Annotated in this window: 20 protein-coding genes; 12 read left to right on the forward strand and 8 right to left on the reverse strand. The window is 73.4% G+C overall.

The features are described 5' to 3' along the window. Position 1: 1 nt before the first annotated feature. The 3 genes from ACXET9_RS12625 (at position 2) to ACXET9_RS12635 (ending at position 1,907) form a co-directional block, all read left to right on the forward strand. Positions 2-358 (forward strand): metal-sensitive transcriptional regulator, encoded by a 357-nt coding sequence (locus ACXET9_RS12625; protein WP_457886983.1) that lies wholly within the window; start codon positions 2-4, stop codon positions 356-358. Between the two features lie 139 nt (positions 359-497). Further along, a complete protein-coding gene (locus tag ACXET9_RS12630) occupies positions 498-1,451 on the forward strand; it encodes a cation diffusion facilitator family transporter (RefSeq protein WP_457886985.1) in 954 nt (317 codons plus the stop codon). Positions 1,452-1,592: 141 nt separating this feature from the next. After that, complete coding sequence (locus tag ACXET9_RS12635; RefSeq protein ID WP_457887090.1) at positions 1,593-1,907, forward strand: ArsR/SmtB family transcription factor; 315 nt, start codon at positions 1,593-1,595, stop codon at positions 1,905-1,907. A 43-nt stretch (positions 1,908-1,950) separates the two neighbouring features. Here the strand turns inward: ACXET9_RS12635 and larB are convergent, their stop codons facing one another. From larB to ACXET9_RS12650, 3 genes are all read right to left on the reverse strand, one after another. Further along, positions 1,951-2,685 (reverse strand): nickel pincer cofactor biosynthesis protein LarB, encoded by a 735-nt coding sequence (gene larB, locus ACXET9_RS12640; protein WP_457887091.1) that lies wholly within the window; start codon positions 2,683-2,685, stop codon positions 1,951-1,953. A 103-nt stretch (positions 2,686-2,788) separates the two neighbouring features. Continuing rightward, positions 2,789-3,754, reverse strand: a complete 966-nt coding sequence (gene larE, locus ACXET9_RS12645) for an ATP-dependent sacrificial sulfur transferase LarE (RefSeq protein ID WP_457886986.1) — start codon at positions 3,752-3,754, stop codon at positions 2,789-2,791. After that, positions 3,751-5,103 (reverse strand): lactate racemase domain-containing protein, encoded by a 1,353-nt coding sequence (locus tag ACXET9_RS12650; protein ID WP_457886987.1) that lies wholly within the window; start codon positions 5,101-5,103, stop codon positions 3,751-3,753. Before ACXET9_RS12650 ends, larE begins: the two co-directional genes overlap by 4 nt. A 505-nt stretch (positions 5,104-5,608) precedes the next feature. Here ACXET9_RS12650 and ACXET9_RS12655 point away from each other — a divergent pair. The 4 genes from ACXET9_RS12655 to ACXET9_RS12670 all read left to right on the forward strand — a co-directional run bounded on the left by ACXET9_RS12655 (position 5,609) and on the right by ACXET9_RS12670 (position 8,732). Continuing rightward, the gene (locus ACXET9_RS12655) at positions 5,609-6,427 is read left to right on the forward strand and encodes an RNA polymerase sigma factor (protein WP_457886988.1); all 819 of its coding nucleotides are present in this window, start codon (positions 5,609-5,611) and stop codon (positions 6,425-6,427) included. Next, positions 6,424-7,743 carry a protein kinase domain-containing protein gene (locus tag ACXET9_RS12660; protein WP_457886989.1) on the forward strand — a complete coding sequence of 440 codons (1,320 nt, stop codon included), beginning with the start codon at positions 6,424-6,426 and terminating at the stop codon, positions 7,741-7,743. Before ACXET9_RS12655 ends, ACXET9_RS12660 begins: the two co-directional genes overlap by 4 nt. A gap of 125 nt (positions 7,744-7,868) precedes the next feature. After that, positions 7,869-8,327: a DUF4126 domain-containing protein gene (locus ACXET9_RS12665; protein ID WP_457886990.1), complete on the forward strand. Its 459-nt coding sequence runs from the start codon at positions 7,869-7,871 to the stop codon at positions 8,325-8,327. Positions 8,328-8,393: 66 nt separating this feature from the next. Next, on the forward strand, positions 8,394-8,732 hold the full coding sequence (locus ACXET9_RS12670) for a hypothetical protein (protein WP_457886991.1): 339 nt from the start codon (positions 8,394-8,396) through the stop codon (positions 8,730-8,732). Here the strand turns inward: ACXET9_RS12670 and ACXET9_RS12675 are convergent. The 3 genes from ACXET9_RS12675 to ACXET9_RS12685 form a co-directional block, all read right to left on the reverse strand. Continuing rightward, positions 8,705-9,112 (reverse strand): hypothetical protein, encoded by a 408-nt coding sequence (locus ACXET9_RS12675; protein ID WP_457886993.1) that lies wholly within the window; start codon positions 9,110-9,112, stop codon positions 8,705-8,707. The genes ACXET9_RS12670 and ACXET9_RS12675 overlap by 28 nt on opposite strands. 39 nt (positions 9,113-9,151) lie before the next feature. Further along, positions 9,152-9,451: a hypothetical protein gene (locus ACXET9_RS12680; protein WP_457886994.1), complete on the reverse strand. Its 300-nt coding sequence runs from the start codon at positions 9,449-9,451 to the stop codon at positions 9,152-9,154. A gap of 199 nt (positions 9,452-9,650) precedes the next feature. Beyond that, positions 9,651-10,925 carry an MFS transporter gene (locus ACXET9_RS12685; RefSeq protein WP_457886995.1) on the reverse strand — a complete coding sequence of 425 codons (1,275 nt, stop codon included), beginning with the start codon at positions 10,923-10,925 and terminating at the stop codon, positions 9,651-9,653. 203 nt (positions 10,926-11,128) lie between these two features. On the opposite strand from ACXET9_RS12685, the gene ACXET9_RS12690 reads away from it, so the two are divergent. Continuing rightward, positions 11,129-11,785, forward strand: coding sequence for an ArsR/SmtB family transcription factor (locus ACXET9_RS12690; RefSeq protein ID WP_457886996.1), 657 nt, complete (start codon positions 11,129-11,131; stop codon positions 11,783-11,785). Here ACXET9_RS12690 and ACXET9_RS12695 read toward each other — a convergent pair. Continuing rightward, positions 11,734-12,639, reverse strand: coding sequence for an ABC transporter ATP-binding protein (locus ACXET9_RS12695; protein WP_457886997.1), 906 nt, complete (start codon positions 12,637-12,639; stop codon positions 11,734-11,736). The genes ACXET9_RS12690 and ACXET9_RS12695 overlap by 52 nt on opposite strands. Then, positions 12,636-13,736: an ABC transporter permease gene (locus ACXET9_RS12700; protein ID WP_457886999.1), complete on the reverse strand. Its 1,101-nt coding sequence runs from the start codon at positions 13,734-13,736 to the stop codon at positions 12,636-12,638. The genes ACXET9_RS12695 and ACXET9_RS12700 overlap by 4 nt, the downstream gene beginning before the upstream one ends. 152 nt (positions 13,737-13,888) lie before the next feature. On the opposite strand from ACXET9_RS12700, the gene ACXET9_RS12705 reads away from it, so the two are divergent. The 4 genes from ACXET9_RS12705 (at position 13,889) to ACXET9_RS12720 (ending at position 17,910) form a co-directional block, all read left to right on the forward strand. Continuing rightward, positions 13,889-15,256, forward strand: coding sequence for a histidine kinase (locus tag ACXET9_RS12705; protein WP_457887000.1), 1,368 nt, complete (start codon positions 13,889-13,891; stop codon positions 15,254-15,256). Further along, the gene (locus tag ACXET9_RS12710) at positions 15,253-15,948 is read left to right on the forward strand and encodes a response regulator (protein ID WP_457887001.1); all 696 of its coding nucleotides are present in this window, start codon (positions 15,253-15,255) and stop codon (positions 15,946-15,948) included. Before ACXET9_RS12705 ends, ACXET9_RS12710 begins: the two co-directional genes overlap by 4 nt. A 389-nt stretch (positions 15,949-16,337) precedes the next feature. After that, the gene (locus ACXET9_RS12715) at positions 16,338-17,093 is read left to right on the forward strand and encodes an LOG family protein (RefSeq protein ID WP_457887002.1); all 756 of its coding nucleotides are present in this window, start codon (positions 16,338-16,340) and stop codon (positions 17,091-17,093) included. Then, positions 17,086-17,910, forward strand: coding sequence for a Pr6Pr family membrane protein (locus ACXET9_RS12720; protein WP_457887003.1), 825 nt, complete (start codon positions 17,086-17,088; stop codon positions 17,908-17,910). The genes ACXET9_RS12715 and ACXET9_RS12720 overlap by 8 nt, the downstream gene beginning before the upstream one ends. The last annotated feature ends 25 nt before the right edge of the window (positions 17,911-17,935 follow it).

A 17,935-nucleotide genomic window follows, 5' to 3' on the forward strand; every position in this document is an offset into this window, starting at 1 on the left:
CATGACCACCACCCCGTCCGTCTCTCCCGTCTCTCCCGCCACGCCCATCGCCCACGACGCGGAGGCCCCGCCGCACCAGCACGGCTACATCAGCGACAAGGACCGGTACCTCGGCCGGATGAAGCGCATCGAGGGCCAGGCCCGCGGCATCTCCCGGATGATCGACGAGGAGCAGTACTGCATCGACATCCTCACGCAGATCTCCGCCCTGACCCGGGCGCTGCAGGGCGTGGCCACCGGCCTGCTCGACGACCACCTCACGCACTGCGTCCTCGATGCCGCGAAGCTCGGCGACGAGGAGGCCCGGGAGAAGATCCAGGAGGCGACCGACGCCGTCCGTCGGCTCGTGCGCTCCTGATCCGACGGCCCCGGCTGTCGTCCGTGCCACCTCGTCACCTCTGGTCGACATCGCCGAGAAAAGCTATCATCGTTATTAGACGATGATTCGCATGATCCACTCGCGGCCGGAGCCGCGGAGGAGACGGAGGCGGCACGACATGGGCGCAGGGCACGGCCACAGCCACAGCCACAGCCACGGAGCAGCCGAGGCGGGCCGGCCCGGGGACTTCCGTCGGACGCTCTGGATCGCCTTCGGGATCACCGCGACGATCGTCCTCGCGCAGGCGGTCGGCTCCGTCGTCACGGGGAGCCTCGCGCTGCTCACCGACACGGCGCACGCCGTCGCCGACGCCTCCGGCCTGCTGGTCGCGCTGATCGCGGCGACGCTCATGCTCCGTCCGCCGAGCTCCCGGCGCACCTGGGGGTTCCGGCGGATCGAGGTGATCGCCGCCCTCGGGCAGTCCGCGCTGCTGCTCGTCGTCGGCACCTATGCGGCCGTGGAGGGCGTCCGACGCCTCGTCGCGCCCCCGGAGGTGCCGGCGGGCGAGCTCCTGGTCTTCGGCGTCATCGGCCTCCTGGCGAACATCGTGGCGATCGCGATCCTGTCCTCCAGCCGCGATGCGAACTTCAACATGAGGGCCGCCTTCCTCGAGGTCCTCAACGACGCCCTCGGCTCCCTGGGGGTGATCGTCGCCGCGATCGTCATCGCGACCACCGGCTTCCAGCAGGCCGACGCCATCGCCGGCCTGTTCATCGCCGCCCTGATCGTCCCGCGCGCGTTCTCGCTCATGCGGGAGACCGTCGGCGTGCTCATGGAGTTCACCCCGAAGGGCCTCGACCTCGATGCGGTCCGCGAGCACATCCTCGCCCTCGACCACGTGCAGGACGTCCATGACCTGCACGCCTCCACGGTCGCGACCGGCCTGCCGACGCTCACCGCCCACATCGTCGTCGACGACGAGTGCTTCACCGACGGCCATGCCGCCGAGACCCTCCAGGCCGTCCGCGACTGCGTCGCCGGGCACTTCGCGGTCTCCGTGCACCACTCGACCTTCCAGATCGAGACCGCGGACATCGCCGCGCACGAATCGGAGTCGGTCACCCACGAGTGAGGCCCGCGGTCGCCCGCGGGCGAGGTCCGCGGTCGCGCGCGAGCATGATCCGAGCCGCTCCATGAGAAGGAGTATCATCGCCATATGGCGATGGAGAGCTCAGAAACCGATGCCGCCCCCTGGGCGGACGAGATCGACGAGATGACGGTCGTGGCATCCCTCTTCCACAGCGTCAGCGACCCCTCGCGCCTCGTGATCCTGCGCCACCTCCGCCTCGGGGAGCACCGCGTCGTCGACCTCACCGAGCACCTCGGCCTCGCGCAGAGCACGGTGTCCAAGCACCTCGCGAGCCTGAAGGAGACGGGGCTCGTCGTCTCGCGGCCGGAGGGCCGCGCGTCGGTCTACTCGCTCAAGCATCCCGAGGCGCTCCGCACCCTGTTCGCCGCCGCGGAGACGCTGCTCGCCCTCACCGGCGACGCGGTCCGCCAGCAGAGCCGGCGAGACCCCCAGGGCTGAGACCCCGCAGATCAGAGAGTCGGCAGATCAGAGAGCCTGCAGATCAGGGAGTCGGCGGCGGCGCCCAGCGCGCGATCTGCGCGGCGAGGTGGCCGGCGCCGTAGCCGTTGTCGATGTTGACGGTGCCGATGCCGGGGGCGCAGGCGGAGAGCATCGTGAGCAGGGCCGTGCGCCCGCCCTCGGCGACGCCGTAGCCGACAGAGGTCGGCAGGGCGACGACCGGCGCGGCGATCTGGCCGGCGACGACCGTCGGCAGGGCGCCGTCCATCCCGGCGGCGACGATCACGCAGGCCGCCTCCCGCAGCTCGGGCAGCCGCGCGAGCAGGCGATGGAGGCCGGCGATGCCGATGTCGGCGATCAGCCGCACGGGCCGGCCGAGGTAGCGGACCGTCGCCTCGGCCTCGCGGGCGACGGGCAGGTCGGAGGTGCCGGCGCAGGCGACGATCACGAGGCCGCCGCTCGGGGCGGGCGGCTCCGCCGGCCAGGCGAGCAGACGGGCGACGGGGTCGTGGAAGGCCCCGGGCAGGGCCGCGAGGATCGCGGCGGCGCGCTGCTCGTCGGCCCGCGTGAACAGGACGGGCCCGAGGGCGGCACGGGCGTCGGCGCCGGGCCCCTCCGCGTCGGCGCTCCCTGCGTCGGTGCTCTCCGCGGCGAGACGGTCGGCGACCCGCGCGTACTCGCGGGCGATCTCCGCGACCTGCTCGACGCTCTTCGCATCGCACAGCACGGCCTCGGGGGCGCCGCGACGGCGCGCCCGGTCGAGATCCAGCTCGAGCATCCCCTCGATGCGCCCGTCGGCCGACGACGGACCGGAGCCCGACGACCCGTCGGCCGACGAACCGCCGCCCGTCGGACCGGAGCCCGACGCCCCGGAGCCGGGCTCAGCCACGGGGCCTCGCGCCGATGACCTGCAGCGAGAACAGGCCCGAGCGGATGCCGTCGAGGTCGATCGTGACGTGCAGGAAGCCGGCCTGCTTGCCGGCCTGCACGAGGGCGCCGCGGACCGCGGGATCGAGGGCGCGGGCGATCTCGCCGGTGGGCAGCTCGATGCGCGCGAGCTCGCCGTGGTGGCGGACCCGGCAGTCGCTGAAGCCCTGCTCGTAGACGGCGTCCTCGAGGTCGTCGATCTGGCGGAGCTTCTCGGGGGTGACGCTCTGCCCGAAAGGGACCCGGGAGGCGAGGCAGGGCGCGGCCGGCTTGTCGGCGACGGGCAGGGACATCGCCCGCGCCACATCCCTGACCTGGCTCTTCGTCATGCCGACGACGGACAGCGGCCGCAGCACGCGATGCCGGGTGGCCGCTCCCGCACCGGGGCGGTCGTGCTTCTGCGCGTCGTCGGCGTTCTCGCCGTAGGCGACGGCGTCGAGGCGGTGCTCGGCGACGATCTCGGCGTCGATCCGCGTGAACAGCTCGTCCTTGCAGTGGAAGCAGCGGGAGGCGTCGTTCTTCTGGTACTCCGGGTTCTCGCCCTCATGGGTATGGACCTCGACGACCTCGGCGCCGATCACCTCGGCGGTGCGCAGCGCCAGACGGTGCTCGCGCCGGGCGAGCGACGGGGAGACCCCGAGCAGCGCGACGACGTTCTCAGCACCCAGGCTGCGCACGGCGAGCGCGAGCAGAGTCGCCGAGTCGACGCCGCCGGAGTAGGCGACGCCGAGCCGGCCGACGCCCGCGAGCTCGCGGTCCACGGCGTCGGCGAGAGCGAGGGTCTCGCCCTCGAGGGCCTCCGGGGTCATGGCGGCGACGCCGAAGCCGCCGTAGGCCGGATGGAAGAGCGAGGTCGGAGCCTCGGCCGACGGGCGGTGGTCGGCCGAGGGGCGGTGGTCGGACAGGGGATGGATGGTCACAGGGGCTGACGCTCCTCGGCGAGTCGGAACAGCACTTCGCCCGCGTGGTCGATCACGAGGGTGTCGGGGTCGGCGCGGAGGGCGTCGAAGTCGAGGCTGTCGGGGTCGACGTAGGTGACGTTGTACTCCTCGCACACCTCCTTCGGGATCCGGGTCGCGAAGGAGCGGCGCACGCGCTGGGTCTCGACGCCGGTCTCGGGGTCGTAGGTGCCCAGGCCGGTCACGTGCGTGGAGTGCGCGAGCTCGCCCCACGGGTGGTCCTTGAAGCGGTCCCACTGCTTGGTGAAGTACTCGATGTTGTGGTAGCCGATCTCGCGGATCCCGGGGTGCATGGCCGCGACCTCGGTGATGTGCGGGGCGTAGATGATGACCTCGCCGCCGTCGGCGCACACGGGCTCGGACTTGTAGAAGCCCTTGGCGCCGGTCCAGATGTCGTCGTACATCTCGGGGACGATCGCGACGATCCGCTGATAGGGCTTGTCGACATAGGTGATGTGGGTGAGGGCGGAGACCTTCGCCATCGCGGCCCAGGCGGCCTGCGGGTCGCCGAAGGCGATCGCGCCGAGGTCCTGGCCGCCGGAGGCGACGTCCATGGTGAAGCAGAGCTTCTCGGTGGGGACGAGCTCGGTCGCGGCGTCGATCAGCTGGCGCACGGGCGTGATCCCGAGGGTGCCGATGATGCGGCTGGCGGTGATCAGCGCGCCCACCCAGTGGGAGACGTCGATGACGTCGTGCACGGAGCAGCCGGGGAAGAAGTACTTGTTGCCGCCGGAGAAGCCGACGACCTCATGGGGGAAGACGGGGCCGACGACGATGTTCACGTCGCTCTCCGCGCACAGGCGGTTGATCTGCACGCGCATCGGGGTGTTCGTGAGGAGTCCGCCGCTGAGGCGGGAGATCTCCTCCGCCGAGATCTCGCCGAGGTCGGCGATCTGCGACTCGTCGTGCCAGGCGTGGTTGAGGACCTCCCAGCCCGGGTAGGCGGCCTCGACGCCCTCCTCCTCGGCGCCGAGGAGCGTCGCGATCGCCGACTCGCTCATCGCCGCGTGGGTGCCGAGCGCGATCAGCACGGTCACGGAGGACGCGCGACCGGCGAGCGCCGCATGCAGGGGGCGCATGACCTTGGGCAGCGGCACGGAGCGCGTCCCGTCGGGGATGATCACGCAGACGGACTTCCCGTCGATGTCGGCCCCGGCGATCTGCTCGGCCACGAAGCCGCTGATCTGCTCCTCGGTGAGGATCCCCTCGGGGCCGCCGAGGGTCGCGGCCTGCTCGGCCAGGCCCTCGGGGATGGGATGGATGGTGGGGATGTGCGTGGGCGCCTGCGTCGTCGGAGTCTGCTCGCTCATCGCCCCATCATGCGCCGCGAAGTGCACGGTTGCCAACGGGCGCGGCTTGTTGCCATGGGGTGCCGGGGGGCGCTGGCGGGTCGACGGGAGGAGGCGGGCGACAGATCGCCGGAGGGCAGCCTGCGCTCGTCCGGCGCCGTCCGCTCTCTGAGCTCGTCACTCTGTTCAGTGACGCCATCACTCGATGAAGTGGGACCGTCACTCGATGCAGTGAGCCCATCACTCGATGCAGTGAGGCCGGCGCCGCCGAACTGAACCGGGCATCATCTCCATCCGCCCTTGTCCGGCGCCTGCCCGGCGACTCCCCGGCGCCACCCGGCCCGATGCCGGCCGTCCTTCCCCAGCACCCCCGGCAACGAAGGGGACGTGAGCGGCATCTGCCGTGCATATAGCAGGGCAGATGCCGCTCACGTCCCGTTGATGGACACCCCCACCCGCCCCACCCGCCCCGGACACCCCAGACACCCCGAACACCCCGCCGAGGGTCCTCGCTAAGCTTCCCAGCATGCGCACCGACGGTTCCCCGCCCGAGCACGAGGACCCTCTGCAGGCCGAGCTGGCGGAGGCGCTGCGCATCGGCGATGTCCCCGCCGCCCGCCGCACGGCCAGCGCCCTGGTCGAGGACGGAAGAGCAGGGATCGCGCTCGACGCCCTCGCCCGCCATGTCGCCGCCCGGAGCGCCGCCCAGGGCACCACGCAGGGCACCGCTCAAGGCACCGCCCAGGGCACCGGGCAGGGCACCGCCCTGGACACCACGGCCGCGACCGACCGCGCCCTGCTGGAGCTGCTGATCGAGACCCTCGACGCCTCCCGCGTCATCCACGGCTTCGCGGGCGCGGTGCTGCTGGACCGCACCGCCGTCGACGACGTCGCGCAGGAGTCGCTCATCTCCGTCGTCGGCTCAATCTCGGGGTATCGCGGCCAGGGGAGGTTCACGAGCTGGGTGCATCCGATCGTGAAGCGCCGCGTCGTCGATCATCTGCGTCGGCAGCGGGAGACGTCGGCGCCCCTCGAGGACGAGCTGCTGCCCTCGCAGCGGATGAGCTCGATGATCGCGACCCGCGAGAGCGTGCGGGCGTCCCTCGATCAGCTGCCGGAGCTGTACCGCGACCCCGTCGTGCTGCGCGACATCGAGGGCCTGCCCTATGCGGAGATCGCCGCGCGCCTGGGCCGCAAGGAGGGCACGGTGAAGGCGCAGATCAGCCGCGGGCGAGCGATGGTCGCCGGCCTCCTGTCCGATCTGGCCCCGGACTCCGATCAGGCCTCAGATCGGGCCTCCGATCGGGCCTCCGATCGGGATCCCGCGACGGACCCGCGGGGATGAGCACGCAGCTCGGTCCCTACACGCTCGGGGAGGTGATCGGCTCCGGGTCCTTCGCGACGGTGCATCGGGCGACCGACGAGCGGTTCGGCACCGCGGTCGCCGTGAAGATCCTCGCGGACGACCACACCCTGGACCTGGATGTCCGCGAACGGTTCCTCGGCGAGGCCCGGGCGCTGCGCCGCATCGGCAGCGATCACTGCATCCTGGTCCATGACATCGGCGAGACCCCGGGACGGCATCAGCCGTACCTCGTGATGGAGCTGGCCGATCGCGGGACGCTCGATGCGCGGGTCGCATCCCTGCGCACCCATGGTTGGCGCGCGACCCGCGGGGACCTGCTGATGTTCGCGCGCTCGCTGGCCACCGGGGTGGACGCCGTGCACAGCGCGGGCCTCGTGCACCGCGACCTCAGCCCCGGGAACCTGCTGCTGACGGCCGGTCGCGGGGACACCGGCGTCAGCGTCCGCACGGACCTCCGGGCCGACGGCGCGCCCGTCGGCCGGATCGCCACGACGCTGATCGCGCCCGACGAGCGGCTGCTGCTCGCCGACCTGGGACTGTTCAAGGACCTCGCCCAGCACTCCGGGCTCACGGTCGGGGCGGGCACCTCCGGCTTCCGCCCGCCCGAGCAGGAACGCCTGGGCATGGTCGACATCCGCGCGGACGTCTGGGCGATGTCGGCACTGCTGGCCTGGCTCGCCGACGAGGCGCGCCTGACCGCCGAGCAGTCCGAGCGGCTCGGCGCGATGCTCGTCCGCGGCACCGCGGCCTCCCCCGACGACCGCCCGTCGGACGCCGCCGCCTGGCTCCGGGAGGTCGAGGACGCCCTGCGCCACGACCCTCCGCCGACGGACGCTCCCGGCGTCGGCGCAGGATCCGGCATCGGCGCGGGCACCAGCACCGGCACCGGCACCGGCACCGGCACCGGCACCGATGCTGGCACCGGCGTCGGCCGACGCCGCTCGCGGATCATGCGCAGCGCGATGGCCGCGGCGCTCGCCCTCGCCCTGCTCGTCGGCGGATGGGCCGGCTGGCGGCTGGGCGATGACACCCCGCCGGCGGCCGCCGACGGCGCCTCCGTGGCGATCAGCGGTCCCAGCGAGGTCGCCGTCGGCGAGACGGCCGTGTTCACGGCCGAGGTCGAGGGAGCGGACTCGTGGGCGTGGACGCTCCCGACCGGCCGCTTCGTCGCCGACCGGGAGCAGGTCTCGGTGACGCCGACGAGCGCGGGCCGCGCGGTGATCGTCCTGCGGTCCACCGCGCCCGACGGGACGGACATCCGGGCGACCTACAGCTTCCGGGTCGTCGCGGAGTAGAGGGGAAGAGGGAGGAAGAACGAGGGGCTCGTCGGGATCCGCTGCAACCGACAGGGCGTCCGCGACGACTCATGGTCGTCACCGCTTCGGCATCCCCTCCTCCCCCTCCTCGAAGGACGCTCGACATGGACGGCATCACCTCCTCCCTCATGGCCATCGGCTCGGGCTCCGCGTCGGGTCTGCGCCCCTACCTGACGGTCCTCATCCTGAGCATCGCCGGCATGACGATCCCCGACGACGCCCCGCTGCTGATCGGCGTCGCCGCGGCCCAGATCCCGCCGCTGCTGGCGAACCCGTGGGTCGCGGGGCTCTGCGCGCTGCTCGCGATCGGCGACTGCGGCATCGACAAGGTCCTCGGCCTGAACCTTCCGTTCGAGGCCCTCAACCAGATCATCCGGCCGATCTTCGGCGCGCTCGTCGGCATGCAGCTCGGGTCGACCGCGGGGCCGGAGTTCGCCGTCCTGAACACGATGCTCGGCGTCGGGACGGCGACCCCGGTGAGCCTCGGCAAGGGCAGTCTGACGGCGGGCCTCACCGCCGCCTTCCCGGAGCCCGTCTCGCAGGTGGTCCGGAGCGTCCTCTAGGACCTGAGCGCCTTCGCCCTGATCGTCCTCGCGATCCTCCTGCCGTTCATCGCGGCCCTCCTGGGCATGCTGGCCGTCGCCTGCGGCATCGCCCTGTTCTTCCTGTTCCGCTCGGCATACCGCTCGATGCGCACGAAGCTCTCGCAGTTCCGGACCCGACGCGCCGAGCTGAAGGCCCTGCGCGCGCAGCAGATCGCCGCCGGGGAGCGCGTCAGCGCCCTCCAGGCCCTGCGGAACCTCTCCGCCGGGCTCTCCGCCGGAGCCGCCCCGTACGCCGCCGCCGGTCGCGATGCGTACGGGCGGTGGCGCGGCCCCAGCGCCGGGGCGACGCCGATGGCGCAGGGGCCGTGTCCGGTTCCGGAGCAGGCGCAGCCGCCCTACGGCACCTCGGGCGGGGAGAAGTAGTCCAGGCGCAGCATGAGGGTGCGCGTCCTCGGCTCCGCATGGACCGAGACGGTGCGCGGGTCCAGGAGGTTCCCTGGGATCCGGGCCTGCGGCGTCGCCCCGATCTCGGCGGCGAGCTCCTCCGGCGTCATCCCGTCGGGCGGGCTGACCGTCGCCTCGACCCAGCAGCCGCCGCTCGCGCACTCCGTGGTCTGACCGAGGACCTCAGTCCCCGCCGGCAGGCCCACCGCAGCGATCGAGGGGACATCGCCTTCGGTGGCCATGGCCAGGAGCCAGAGCACCCGCCCTCCGTAGAGCACGGCGGCGAGGATCAGCAGGGGGACGACGATCCGCAGGATCGTCGTCCCCCGCGCGCGCCCCATCCCGCTCGTCCCGCTCATCCCGTTCACCCCGGTTCCTCCGCCCGTCCGCCGCGCCGCTCAGGCCAGTGCGGCATCATCGCATCGGTCGAGGTCGACCTCCACCGGTCCGCTCACGGAGACCTGGACCCATCCTCCGCCCTCCAGGATCGTCAATCGGCCGCCATGGCCATTCGTGCTCTCGAGCCCGGACCAGCCCCCTGGGGCCTGGTAATCCTCCGGAGCATCGAATCCGTGCTCGGCGAGCGGCCCCGTGAGCTCGTCGGCCAGGGCGCGCACGCGCGCCGCCTGGCTCGTCCCCTTCTTCTCGGCGTCGTAGGCGGAGGCCGCCTCGTCGAGAGGGAGGGCGCCGGAGCGCACCCGCTCAGCGCGAGGGCGGCCAGGGCCGTGGACAGGCTCGCAGAGAGGACCGCGGCACGGCGCCGCCGGTTATCCACATGTCCCGGAGAGCGTTGCTGTGATGGCGTCATCCGGCAAGCATGCAGGGGTGAGGAGCCGGGCCAGCACTGTTGTGGATGGAGAGGACGCACGACGGATTCTCTCCGCGCCGCCCTCCGGCTCAGGAGTCGCCTGATTCCGGATCGCCGACGGATCGGGACCCGAACCTCCGCAGCATCGGACTGAGCACCCCCACCAGTGCGGTCCCCACGAAGCCCGCGCCCGCGATGCACAGCGCCCAGGCTCCGCCGAGAGTCCCGGCGAGCAGACCGCCGAGCAGCGGGCCGAGCGGCGAGAGCAGCATGCTCGCGACGCGGAGCAGAGCGCCGACGCGGCCGAGCATGTCCGCGGGGACGAGCTGCGCGGTCACGGCCCCGGCGGCGACGTTCAGCGCGGGCGTGACCAGGCTGAACGCGAGGATCGGGAAGAACGGCCACCAGGGGGCGAGGGGCAGCGCCGCGAGCATCAGGCACCCGCCGAGGATCGCAGGGACGCCGATCGCGAGCCGTCCTGCAGGCACGCGTCCGGTGATCCACCCGGAGGCGAGAGCACCGAGCAGGCCGCCGATGCCGATGCCGGTCAGCACCAGCCCCGCGAGCGACTCGCCGCCGCCGAGCGCGGTGATGCGCACGATGAGCGCGAGGGTGACACCACCGCCGAAGAAGTTCATCGCCATGATCACGAGCGTCAGCTCGCGCAGGCCCGGTCGTCCGACGAGCCAGCGCAGCGCCTCCCCCGATTCCGCGAGCATTCCGCGCGCGCCGCGCGACGGGGCGCCGGGGACTCGCTGGGACGTCCCGGTCACCGGCCCCGCTCCGTCGGACCGTCGCGGGATCCGCGCGAGCAGCGCGAACAGCCAGGCCATGGCCACGCTCGCGGCCATCGCCAGATACGGCGCGAGCATTCCCGCGGCGAAGAGGGCGCCGCCGAGGGCCGGGCCGACGACACGGCCGGCATGCGAGCGCGCCTCCTCCTGGGCGAAGGCGCTGTGCAGCTGGGAGGCGGGGACGACGGAGCGGATCGCGACCTGGCGCACCGGCCCGAGGAACGCCTGGCAGACGCCGTCGACCACCGCGAAGGCCAGGAAGCTCACGAGGCCGGCGCCGCCGATGGCGAGACCGATGAGCAGGACGAGGGCGTTGAGCACCTGCACCGCCTGCGCGATCAGGAGGATCCGCCGACGGTCGTGGCGGTCCACCCAGATCCCGGCGGGCATCTGCGCGATCAGCATCGCGGCGGTGAGCGTCGCGGCGACGAGCCCCGCGCGCACGGCACTCCCGGTCGTGGCCAGCAGGATCAGCGGCAGGGCGACCCGGTTGATCTCCGTGCCGAGCGTCGAGAAGGCCGCGCCCGCCCAGAGGAACTGGAAACGGGCGTTGCGGCGCAGCGGGAGCACGTCGGCCCCCGGGGCGGCCGATCGAGGGTCCGACGAGCGGTCCGCCTGTTGCCCCGTCGGCTGCCCCGTCGGGCGCTCCGTCGGGCGCTCCGTCGGACGCTCCGTCGGACGCTCCGTCGGACGCTCCGTCGAACTGCGAAGCATTCGTTTCACAGCTGTGAAGGTACTGCTTCAGATCACCCCTGGCAACCTACGATGGGCTCATGGACCCGCAGCCCGCCCGCTTGGATGATCTCGAGCGCATGCGCGTCGTCAGCCACCCCGCACGCTGGCGCGTTCTCCAGGAGCTCTGGTCCGGACGTTCCCTGACCAGCACCGACGCCGCCTCCCTGGTGGGACTGACGCCGTCGGCGATGAGCTACCACCTGCGGCGGCTCGCGAAGCTCGGGCTCGTCGAGCAGGCGGATTCCGCCGACGGCCGCGAGCGCCCCTGGCGCGCGAGCACCGACGGCATGCGCATGACCGGCCAGCCCGACGCCGCGGTCGGCGGCACGATGATGCAGAACCTCCGCACGGACCTCGACCGCGCGCTCTCCGTCCCGCCCCCGCCCGAGGGTGATCCGCGGCCCTGGCCGGCCGGCTTCAGCCATCGCGGCCTGCGCCTCACGCGCGCCGCGGCGAAGGAGCTGCACACGCGGATCGACGCCCTCATCGAACAGGCCCGCGACGCCGACTCCGCGGCAGACTCTTCGACGCCGGACTCCCCCGTCACGGACTCCCCTGCCACGGGCTCCTCCGCAACCGACTCCCCCGCAGAGGTCTTCGACTATGAGGTCTTCTGGGTCTCCGCCGCCGTGCGGACCCGGCCTCAGACCCCGGCCTCGGACAGCGCCGAGGCCGACGCCCCGACGGGCACCTGAGCCGACGCCCGGCTCCGCACCGGAGCGGCGGTCCGAGATTCCGTCCGAGCTTCCATCCGATCCCCCGTCCGAGCGGTCTCCACGAGACGCCCGTCGACGACGGTGACGAGATCGTCGAGCGCGTCGCGGTGCACGAGATCGTGCGTGACCAGCATCGTCGCGGTGCCGCGCTCATGCGTGAGACGCGCGATGAGGTCCATGATCTCCGCGCCCCGCTCCTGGTCGAGGGCGCTGGTGGGCTCGTCGACGAGCAGCACCGACGGGTCGTGGACGAGCGCTCGGGCGAGGGCGATCCGCTGCCGCTGACCGCCGGAGAGCTGGGCCGGGCGACGGTCCGCCTGGGCGGCGAGGCCGACGGCGTCCAGCAACTCATCGGCCCGGGCCCGCAGCACGGCGCGCCGACGACGCCCGCCCCCGACGCCTCCGCGTCCGCCACGACCGCCGCGTCCGCCGAGTTCGCCCATGACGAGGAGCTGCTCGCGGGCGGTCAGCGAGGGCACGAGGTTCGCCTGCTGGAAGACGATCCCGATGCGCTCGCGGCGCAGGGTCGTCGCCTCCGCCGGGGACAGCTGCGCGGCATCGACGACGCCCGCCCCGCCCGTCGGCCCGGACGCACCGAACCCGTCGGACCCGTCGGACCCGCTGGACCCGTCGGCCCCGCTGATCAGCACGCGCCCCGAGTCGGGGCGGATGAGGGTCGCGGCGACGGCGAGCAGGGAGGACTTCCCCGAGCCGGAGGGGCCGGTGACGCCGACGACGCGGCCGGCGGGGACCGTGAGGGTCACGTCGTCGACGGCGGTGAGGCGGCCGTCGCCGTCGGGGTAGGTGAGGGTGATGCGGTCCAGGGTGATCATCGAGCGCTCCCGAGGGCGGTGAGGGGGTCGGCATGGGTGACGGTGCGCAGCGCGACGGCCGCGCCGGCGAGGCCGAGGACCGTCATCACGGCGCCCGGCAGGAGGGTGGTCAGGGGGCTCAGCACGAAGGGCAGCACGCCGCTCGCGAGGAGGCCGAGGCCGAGGACGGCGAGCAGGCCCGTGCCGATCCCGACGACGAGCACCACGAGCGCCTGCCCGAGGGCGTCGCGGACCAGCGCCGCGGTGGACGCGCCGAGGGCCTTCAGGACGGCCACGTCGGCGCTGCGCTGCATCGTCCAGACGGTGAAGAACGCGCCCACGACCAGGGCGGACACCCCGAACAGGAGGGCGATCATGAGGCCCAGCGAGCCGATCTCGGAGCGGAAGGTCTCGAGGGCGCCGAGGCTCGCGAGCGGGCTCGCGGCCTGCGTCCCGGTCTCGGCGGCGAGCGCGTCCCAGTCGGGGCTGCCGGTCACCGCGAGGACGGTCGGCTCGCCGGTCCCGCCGAGGCGCTCGGAGGCCGATGCCCAGGCGTCGGACGTGAGGACGACGACGGGGGTGTGGCTGTACCAGGCGTCGGCGCCGATGCTCTCGACGCGATAGTCGCTGCCGGCGATCTGCACGCTGTCGCCGACGGCGACGCCCAGGTCGTCGGCGGCGCCGGCGGAGAGTCCGATGGCGTCGTCGGCCGACGGCGCCAGCGCGACGATCGGCGACGTGGAGGTGCCCGCGGCATCGCCTGCGGAGGTTCCGGCAGAGCTTCCGGCGGGGACTCCGAGGATCGCGACCGCGGTGTCGTCGGCCCGGCCCTGGAGGATCCCGATCGGGGTCGCGGACTCGACGCCGTCGGCATCGGTCCAGGCGGTGACGGTCGCCTCGTCGAGCGAGGACTGCGCGAACGAGGCGGTGCCGTCGGCGTCCTCGGCGAGGACGAGGCGGTCGCCGGGCAGGTCCAGCACCGCCGAGACGTTCTGCTCGGCGAGGCCGCCGGTGAGGCCGGCGAGGAAGCCGACGAGCAGGGTGATCAGCGCGACGACCGCGCCGATGAGGGCGAAGCGCCCCTTGGCATGGCGGAGATCCCGCCAGGCGACGAACACGATGTGCTCCCTTCCGGCGCCGCGGACCCTCCCCGACGCCGGGATCCACCTTCGTCGTCGCGGCCCGAGGATCCATCGCCCGCAGGAGCGGTCCTGCGATCGAACTTTCGATGGATACGCCGCCGCCCGCCGCGTCCTAGGCTGGATGCGCCATGCCGCATCGCACCCTCGCCCCCGTCTTCCTCGGCCTCCGCATCGGACTGCACACGCTCGTCGCCGCGCTGCTCGTGCTGACCGCCGTGCGCGCCGCGATCGTCGGCGGACCGCGCACGACGACGGCCGCGATCGTGCTGGTCGCCGCCTTCGCGATCGTCTACGTGCTCGGCGGGCTGACGGCGCGGGTGCGCCCCGCGCGCCCGGAGCGCCGCGGTTCCGGCGGTGCGCTGCGGGCGGCGGCGCCGTGGGTGCCCGCGCGATGGGCGGCGGCGCTGTGGGCGGCCGTGCTGACGCTGCTGTGGATCGGCATGCTCCTGCTCGTCCCCGACGCCGCCTATCTCGCCTTCCCGCTGTTCTTCCTGTACCTCCACGTGCTGCGCTCCCCGCTGGGCGCGATCGCGGTGGTGCTCACGACGGCCATCGCGGTCCTCGCGCTCGGCGCGCATTCGGGATTCAGCGTCGGAGGGGTCGTCGGGCCTCTCGTCGGCGCCGGGGTCGCCCTCCTCATCGGCCTCGGCTACCGGACCCTCGCCCGCGAGGCCGCGGAGCGGGAGGCCCTGCTCGCCGAGCTCCTCGCGACCCGCGACCGCCTCGCCGCCGCCGAGCGCGAGCAGGGCGTCCTCGCCGAGCGGGCGCGCCTCGCCCGGGATCTCCACGACACCGTCGCGCAGTCGCTCTCCAGCATCAGGATGCTCCTGCACGCGGCCGAGGCCGCCGACGGCGAGCGCCCCGGCATCGAGCACCTCCGCCTCGCCCGCTCCACCGCGGCGGACGCCCTCGCCGACGCCCGCGGCCTCATCCGCGAGCTCGCCCCGCCCGCCCTCGACGCCGGCCTCGGCCCCGCCCTGCAGCGCCTCGCCGCCCAGTGGCAGCGCCCCGACCTGCGGATCGAGGTCGCGCTCCCTGCGGAGGAGGCCGGCGGGGCCGGTGGGGCGGGCGCGACCGGCGGGGTCGGCGATGATCCGGTCGCGGCGCTCCCGATGGACGTGCAGACGGCCCTGCTGCGCATCGCCCAGGGGGCGCTCGCGAACGTGGCCCAGCACGCTCGGGCGTCGACGGCCCAGATCACGCTCGCGGTCGACGGCGGGCGGGCACGGCTCGAGGTCCGCGACGACGGCATCGGCTTCGACCCCGCGACCGTCCGCGCCGACACCGGCCGCGGCGACTCCTTCGGCCTGCGCGCGATCCGCGAACGGGTCGAGCAGCTCGGCGGCACCCTCGAGATCACCAGCACCCCCGCCGACGCGCCGGTCGCCGCCGGAACCTCGCTCGGCGCCGGCACCTCGCCCACCGGCACCCCGCCTACCGGCGCCTCTGCCGGGGGCACCTCGCTCGTCGTCACCCTGGAGGTCGATCCCGCATGATCCGCCTGGTCATCGCCGACGACCACCCCGTGGTCCGCGCCGGCCTGCACGCTCTCCTCGACACCGCCCCCGATGTCGAGGTGATCGGCGAAGCCTCGACGCCCGACGAAGCTGTCGCCCTCGCCGCCGAGCTCAACCCCGACCTCGTGCTCATGGACCTGCAGTTCGGGCCCGTGGGCAGCAGCACCGGCGGCGCAGGCAGCGCAGGCAGCGGTGCGCACGGTGCGAACGGGGGTGCAAGCGGGGGTCTCGCCGGTGGCGCCGACGCGACGCGCCGGATCCGCGCCGACGAGGCCGCCCCCTATGTCCTGGTGCTCACGAACTACGACAGCGACGGCGACATCCTCGGCGCCGTCGAGGCCGGGGCCAGCGGGTATCTCCTCAAGGACGCGCCGCCGGAGGAGCTGCTCGCCGCGGTGCGCGCGGCGGCCGCCGGGGAGAGCGCCCTGGCCCCTGCCGTCGCGAGCCGGCTGATGGCGAGGATGCGGTCCCCGCGGGTCAGCCTGTCCGCGCGGGAGATCGAGGTCCTGCGCCTGGTCGCGGCCGGTGCGTCGAACAGCGAGGTCGCCGAGCGTCTGCACATCACCGACGCGACCGTGAAGTCGCATCTCGTGCACGTCTTCTCCAAGCTCGACGTCTCCTCCCGCACCGCCGCGGTCTCCGCCGCCCGCGACCTCGGCATCCTCCGCTGACCAGGGCTCCTGAAGCCTGTTCCGGCCCCGCCCTCGACCCCAGTCCCCGACGCCCTGTCCACGAAGGGGACGTGAGCGGCATCTGCCCTGCATATAGCAGGGCAGATGCCGCTCACGTCCCGTTGGCGGACACCCCTCCCCCTCACCTCCCGAGCACTCCCCCCGCGAACAGCCCCCAACAGCCCCCGGCCCCCGGCCCCCGGCCCCGACTTCCCCCGAACACAGCCCCCAACCCCAAACCCCCACCGCCCCGAGGCATCACCGCCGTTCAGGGCCGGATCCACCCCGTCCGACAGCCGCGCCGCCGATGCCAGCGCCCGAGGCCGTGGAAGACTCTGGATGCGGAGTCCGTGTCCCGGCGCCGCCATCGACCAGCAGGAGGCCCCTTCATGCCCGAGCCCGCCCCCACCTCCGACTCCGGCGATCCCACCGGCGCCACGGGCGCCACCGCCAGCACCGGCACCACCGGGGTCGACGCCGGATCGACCGGAAGCAGCATCGGCACCGCTGCCGCAGCTCCGAGCGGTCGGGCGCTCCAGCGGGTGACGCTCTACTGCGGTTCGGCGCTCGGGTTCTCCCCGGTGTATGCGGAAGAGGCGGCGAAGGTGGCACGGGCGATCGCGGAGGCGGGCCTCGGGGTCGTCTACGGCGGTGGACGCGTGGGGCTGATGGGCACGATCGCCGATGCGGCGCGGGCGGCGGGCGGCGAGGTGCTCGGGGTGATCCCGCAGGCGCTCATGGACAAGGAGGTCGGGCATCAGGGGCTGACCGGTCTCGAGGTCGTGCCCGATATGCATACGCGCAAGCAGCGGATGGCCGATCTGGGCGATGCCTTCGTGGCGCTCCCCGGCGGTCTCGGCACCCTCGAGGAACTCTTCGAGGTGTGGACCTGGCAGCAGCTCGGCTATCACGCGAAGCCGGTCGCGCTCCATGACGTCGAGGGCTATTGGCGCCCGCTGATCGCCGCGATCGATGCGATGACCGAGGCGGGGTTCCTCGCCGAGCGGTTCCGCTCCTCCGTGATCGTCGTCGATGAGCCGCAGGCGCTGCTGGAGGCTCTGCGCGGCTGGGAGGCGCCGGTCGCGAAGTGGTCCGGGGCGGCCGACGTCGCCGAGGCCTCGGGGATCCGGCCGACGGATGCCTGAGCGACCGACCGCTCGGCCGACGAGCGCACCGGCCACCCCGACCGAATCGGCCACCCCGACCGGCCTCCGCGAGAGGTGCTGGCCCTGGGCGCGTCTGGCCGCGGCCGTGCTGTGCGCGGGGGCGGTGCTGATCCAGCTGGGGATGCTGATCGCGAGCATCCCCGTCGAGTACCCCGGGCAGGGGCCGACGGCCGTCGCGAACTTCTTCAGCTACTTCACGAACCTCTCGAACCTGTCCGCCGCGGCCGTGCTGGCGATCGCCGGCATCCGCGCGCTGCGCGGCCGGCACCGCGCCGCTCCGGCCAGCGCCTCCGACGCGTCCGACACCTCCGACGCGTCCGACGAGCCGGCCTGGCTGACCACGGCGCTGATCTGCGTGAGCACGTACATGATCGTGACCGGGGTGGTCTACAACCTGCTGCTGCGGGATGCGTCGATGACGGGCTTCTGGTGGCTGGCGACGAATGAGGCGGTGCACACCGTCGGCCCGCTCTTCCTGCTGGCGGACGTGCTGCTCGCGCCCCGTCGGCGGCGCCCGCGGTGGGCGGCACTGGGTGCGGCAGCGGCGTTCCCGATCGTCTGGGCGGTCTACACGATGGCGCGGGCGCCCTTCGTCACCTCGCCGACGACCGGCGAGGCCTGGTGGTACCCGTATCCGTTCCTCGACCCGCATCTGGTGCCCGGCGGATTCGTCGGCGTCGCGGGGTACATCGTGGGGATCGCGGCGATCGTCGTCGGCCTCGCCGCCGGGATCATCGCGATCGGCCGACGCCGCACGCGGAGCATCGCCCCGGTTCCTGACCCCGCACCCCGCTGATACGGGTCACGGCACGGCAACTGCG

This window comes from Brachybacterium netajii (SeqCode), assembly GCF_054114245.1.